Below are 5,093 nucleotides of genomic sequence, written 5' to 3' on the forward strand. Positions count from 1 at the left end.
GCACGCCGTTCTGCTGCTCGACCAGGCCGGATGGCACCTCTCCGACAAGGTCGCGGTTCCACCCAACATCACGCTCGCACCGCTGCCACCCAAGTGCCCCGAACTGAACGCCATGGAGAATGTCTGGCAGTTCATGCGCGACAACTGGCTCTCCAACCGGGTCTTCCGGTCCTACGACAACATCGTCGACCACTGCTGCGACGCCTGGAACAAGCTCACCGAACAGCCCTGGCGCATCATGTCCATCGGACTGCGCGACTGGGCATATAGGTCATGATCTCAGAGACTTGGTATAAGAGGGAAGCTTGCGCCTTTTGTGGGAGGAGATACGGGGCGCGCGGTGCTGCGGGGGCCGCGTGTCTCGCTGCCAGTCACGACCGTACAGCCATTGAAAATAGCCGCGCACAAACTAGCCACCAACGCGGTGAAGTATGGATCCCTATTGGTTTCGGAAGGCTGCTTTCGCGTGTGCTGGCGCATTGAGCGCCAGGAGGGCGACGGTCAAGTGCTCTCGCTGTGTTGGTCAGAAACAGGGGGACCACACCTCGAAAGTTCTCCAAAGCGGTGTGGCTTCGGAAGCCAGATGCTAGACAGTACCCTCCGCACGCCACTCGGCGGCAGCGTGGCGCTTGGCCGAAAACCGGTCGGCCTCACATGCGAGATGAGCGTGCCACTCGGTCCTGTGGCTGCCACGGACAAAGGATGTCATGCGTTAGCAGCCGAAGGTCTCTGACCTGAAAACCAGTCGCGACACCGCAGCAGCCGTTGACTGGTTAGACCGGCCATCGTCGGGTGGTACGTCCAGGCGTCCTCGCTGACGGTAGCCCTCCTGGTGGCCGTAAGCGACAAGGCTACCGGAGCGCGGCGTCGAAAAGACCGGCGCACAAACCTTTCTTAACATTGAACGTTCAGATCGTTGCACAGCATTCTTGCTTGGTAGATGCACCGTTCGCATGGTGGCTTGATGGCTCAAAGAACGAGAGGGGCTGCCCTATGTCCCAATGGAGGCGTGCAAGCTCAGCTTGGCTATCAGCCGCGAAGCGTCGCTTGCGGCCCGGGGCCAGCGTGTCGCACCCGAACGACGTTAAACCTGCTAGCTCGTACAGCACCTCGGAGGATGTTGATCCGCCGAGCGCGAAGGCAAACCGCCTCCAGGTGGTGCTCGCCGGCATGACCGACGGTGTTATGATGATCGACGCGGAACTGCGCCTTGTGGAGTGGAACGCGCAGTTCCCGGATTTTACCGGCGTACCGGAAAGGCTGCTTCGAGTCGGATTGCCCTTCGAGGACATTCTACGTGCGCAGGCTAGCGTCGGAGAGTTTGGGGAAGTCGACGTTGAGGCAGAAGTAGGGCGGCGTCTTGCCCGCCTGCGCGCGGGTGCCAGCTCGGGAACCATTGAACGAAAGCGACCGAATGGCCGAATTATGGAGCTGCGGCGCAATCCCCTCGCCGATGGTGGCTTCGTCACGCTCTACACTGACATTACCGTACGCCGTCATGCGGAGGACCAGCTTCGCCAAGCGCAGAAGATGGAGGCGGTCGGGCACCTTACTGGAGGTGTCGCGCACGACTTCAACAATCTACTCATGATCATCCTCGGCAACCTTGATGTCGCAGAGAGATCGCTCAAGAGCTTAGATTTGGATCGGGCGGGCCGGGGCATCGAGCGGGCACGCAGCGGCGCACGCCGTGGGGCCGCCCTCACTCAGCGCCTCCTCGCCTTCTCACGCCGTCAGCCACGTGAGCCGCAGCCCGTTGACCCGAACACGCTTATTACTGACTTGTCTGACCTGATCCGTCAGTCCGCCACAACCAGGGTCAGCGTGGAGTTTGCGCTCGTTAAGCAGCCCTGGCTGGTTCTGGCAGATCCGAACCAGCTTGAGATCGCGTTGCTCAACCTCGTCGTCAACGCGCGTGACGCGATGCCGAAAGGAGGGTCGTTGACTATCGAAACAGCAAAGATCACCCGCGGCAGCCAGAGTGTTTCGGCCTCGCTGCAGCCAGCGAGCAGCGAATTCGTACAGATCACCGTCAGGGATAGCGGCACCGGCATGTCACGGGAGGTAGCGGCGCGCGCAATTGAGCCGTTCTTCACCACAAAGGAGGCAGGCAAGGGAACCGGCCTCGGGCTCTATCAAGTCCTCGATTTCGCGATGCAAGCTGGTGGTCACGTGACCATCGACAGCGAATTGGGCGTCGGAACTGCCGTCACCATCCACCTCCCTCGCTTTGCCAGCGCTGGAGCTTCGGGGGTGGCTCCTCATCGATCCATCGAGCCGAGCCCCGTCTCGAGTTTCGGAGAGAAAATCCTCATTGTAGAGAATGAATCCGAAATTCTGACCTACACCATGGAGGGCTTGGAGGCGCTGGGCTACCAAGTCATCGGCGCACGGGACGCTTCGTCTGCCCTTACCATCCTTGAAGCTACGCCGGACGTGGCGCTTCTTTTCACGGATCTTGGACTGCCGGGAATAAGCGGGTACCAACTCTCTGCGGAGGCCGCCCGCCGTCGACCAGACCTGCCAATTGTTTTTACCTCGGGCGGACCGGGTGATCCACTTCACCGTGGTGAAACGTCAGGGCGTGAGGTTGCGTGCATCGCAAAGCCTTATGCGCTTCCGAAGCTCGCGCACACGATCCGTTTGGCCCTTGACACCCGCCGCGACCCGAAGAGTCCTGTCGTGGTTCAACAAGATCTGGGTGGCTAGCGTCAACAGTTCGGCGAAGGCGCTCACCGCGGGCAGCTGGCTTCAGCATTCACCTTGGTCGAACCGCGGTTCACACACTTCACTCCAGGCGCTTGGCCCATCAATCTGTCGGGACCTGCTCACCCCTGCCCCAGCTTGCCGCTCCAGGCACCCTTGGCAGGAGATCTGCCGGAACCCTCGTCGAACTGATACGCATCTTTGTGAGCCCACTTGGCGGCAAGCCCCGGATTTGCTGGGGTTCCGGCGCACGCTCCTAGCGAGAGCGGTACGCACAGCCTCGGCGTTCGCGAACCCGCTCTCATTGGGAGCCACGCCGTCGCAATAATGAGATCGACGTCGCTGCGGGGGCGATGGGTTCCATTCGCTCGGCTGCCGGTGAGCCAGACAGCGCGGACTGGCGGCTAAGTCCTTGCCCAGGCGCAGACGGTCTTCTGAAGCTGTGTGAGGTTCACTTCAGATGCCTCCCTCATCGGGACCGACGCCCAGGATACGGCCGGGCGACCGCCAGTAGACCCACACCCGGCCCTTCTTCGCGCCTGACCAGACGTGCTTCTTGTCGGGACGGCAGTGGAGCAGGTGGACGGGGTAGGGGATGAGAGCCTGGAGTTCTTGCTGCCAGTCCAAGCGCTGCCAGTGCCCGTCCGCGTATTCGGGCGGAAGCCGGCAGGCGATAGCCAGGTCCACGTCGCTGTTGGCTTCAGCATCCCCTCTGGCACGGCTCCCGATAAGCCAGACAGCGCGGATGGCGAGGTGCGAGGCCGCCCAACTGGCGACGATGCTGCGGAGAAGTTCGAGGTCCACGAGACGGGGCCTAGGTGGCCAAATCGGTTGGGTCCATGCTGGGACGCTGACCGAGCGGAATGGCTCGGTCAACGGCACTTAGCAGGTTCAACGAATTGGCCAATTAGCGCCAGTTAAAGGCGCGCCGTATCCACCGGGCTCAGCCGCCCGAAATTGCCTTCACCCGGGAGGCCCAGCCGCCGAGCAGCGCCTCCGGTCCAGCAGCCGACATGCCGCCTGCAGCTGGCAAAGTTCCTTCAACATCTCTCGGGAGACGGGGGGCGCCCGCTTCGGCTCCCTTCTCGGTTAGGCCTCCTCGATCGTCCGGCACGACGTTTCCCCCGGGTGCCGCCCTTTTCCCGTCGTGTCCCAACGGCAAGACAGGGCTGGCTCGTGTTGGGTCATGGCTTCCTAGGACGCTTGCGTCTTTCCGATCGCAATGTGGCGCGCGTCGTAAAGGCGTGCGTGGGGGCAGCTGGCTATGATCCCACAGCCTTTGCTGGTCATTCCCTCCGATCGGGCTTTATCACGACGGCTGCGCGAGAAGGGGTGGCCGAGCGCCACATCCAGAACCAGAGCCGGCACAAGTCCCTACCGGTGTTGCGGGGCTACATCCGGCGTGGGTCGCTCTTCGTCGACAACGCGGCAGCGCGTGTGGGGCTATAGGCTGCAGGTCCTCATAACGCCTCTCAGTGGGATCCGCGCTGCCGTGGATCTTGCTGTCGCCGAGGCGGCCACGCGGCGGAAGCGGGAGTGCCTCCGGAGAGGCGACTTGGAGCGACTTGCGACTGCTGCACCTCCAAGGGTGCAGGACCGACGCCACGAGGACTCCTCGCCCGGCGCAGTAGCAGCCACGTGACGCTGCCGATGAGGAGAAACAGGCAGGCACCGGCCGCTAATCCAATCAGCACCACGTCCCTGGTGTTTTGAGTGGCGGGCGCGAGAGGCTGGCGAGCCACGACTGTCCAGCCAAGACCGTGAAAACTGCCCTCACCGGGCGCCACGACTGCGGTGGACAGGTAGATCCGCCCATCAGGCCACTCCCGAACAGAACCAGCCGGGCGAGCCGCGTGCGTCGCCTTGGCGGTCAGGGATGGCTCCAGCAGGGTACCCTGCAAGCTGCGTGGCCCGAGAAGGACTGTACTCATCCGGTGAGTACCGCAGTTGACGATCAGGCGGCGGCGGCCAGCGCCAGATTGGATGGCTTCCAGTTCCAGGGCAGGAGGTCGTCGAGCCTGGAGGCGGGATGATTGGCGATGCGGGCAAGGACGTCGGCGAGCCAGGCACGCGGGTCGACGTTGTTCAGCGTACCCATCCGGTGAACACCGCGGTGGCTGATCAGGCAGCGGCTGAGAGCGAGGCTGCGCGCGGCTTCCAGTGCCAAGGCAGGAGCTGGTCGAGCCTTGAGGCAGGGTGATCGGCGATGCGGGCGAGCACGTCGGCGAGCCAGGCACGCGGGTCGACGTCGTTGAGCTTGGCGGTGGTGATGAGGGAGTACAGGGCGGCAGCGCGCTCGCCGCCGCGGTCACTGCCCGCGAACAGCCAGGCTTTGCGGCCGAGGGCGACGCCGCGGAGAGCGCGTTCGGCGGCGTTGTTGGTCAAGC

General features: G+C 63.3%; 4 protein-coding genes and 2 pseudogenes. 2 read left to right on the forward strand and 4 right to left on the reverse strand.

Going from position 1 to position 5,093, the window contains the following annotated elements; genetic code table 11:
* Window positions 1-277 (forward strand): transposase (locus tag EAH89_RS30275; RefSeq protein WP_194152356.1); only part of this gene is annotated, 277 nt, incomplete at its 5' end.
* Between the two features lie 788 nt (window positions 278-1,065).
* Window positions 1,066-2,709: a PAS-domain containing protein gene (locus EAH89_RS30280; protein WP_161993859.1), complete on the forward strand. Its 1,644-nt coding sequence runs from the start codon at window positions 1,066-1,068 to the stop codon at window positions 2,707-2,709.
* 119 nt (window positions 2,710-2,828) lie between these two features.
* On the opposite strand, the pseudogene EAH89_RS33700 reads toward EAH89_RS30280, so the two are convergent.
* From EAH89_RS33700 to EAH89_RS30305, 4 genes and pseudogenes are all read right to left on the reverse strand, one after another.
* A pseudogene (locus tag EAH89_RS33700) lies at window positions 2,829-3,092 on the reverse strand (nucleotidyltransferase domain-containing protein); the annotation flags it as partial.
* Between the two features lie 70 nt (window positions 3,093-3,162).
* Window positions 3,163-3,510, reverse strand: coding sequence for a nucleotidyltransferase family protein (locus EAH89_RS30290; RefSeq protein WP_161993860.1), 348 nt, complete (start codon window positions 3,508-3,510; stop codon window positions 3,163-3,165).
* A gap of 1,150 nt (window positions 3,511-4,660) precedes the next feature.
* Window positions 4,661-4,795 (reverse strand): annotated as a pseudogene (locus tag EAH89_RS30300) (transposase domain-containing protein); the annotation flags it as partial.
* 32 nt (window positions 4,796-4,827) lie between these two features.
* A partial coding sequence (locus tag EAH89_RS30305) for a transposase domain-containing protein (protein ID WP_140887649.1) occupies window positions 4,828-5,093 on the reverse strand: 266 nt, incomplete at its 5' end.

Source organism: Muricoccus nepalensis (assembly GCF_006438825.1).
Taxonomy (GTDB): Bacteria; Pseudomonadota; Alphaproteobacteria; order Acetobacterales; family Acetobacteraceae; genus Roseomonas; species Roseomonas nepalensis.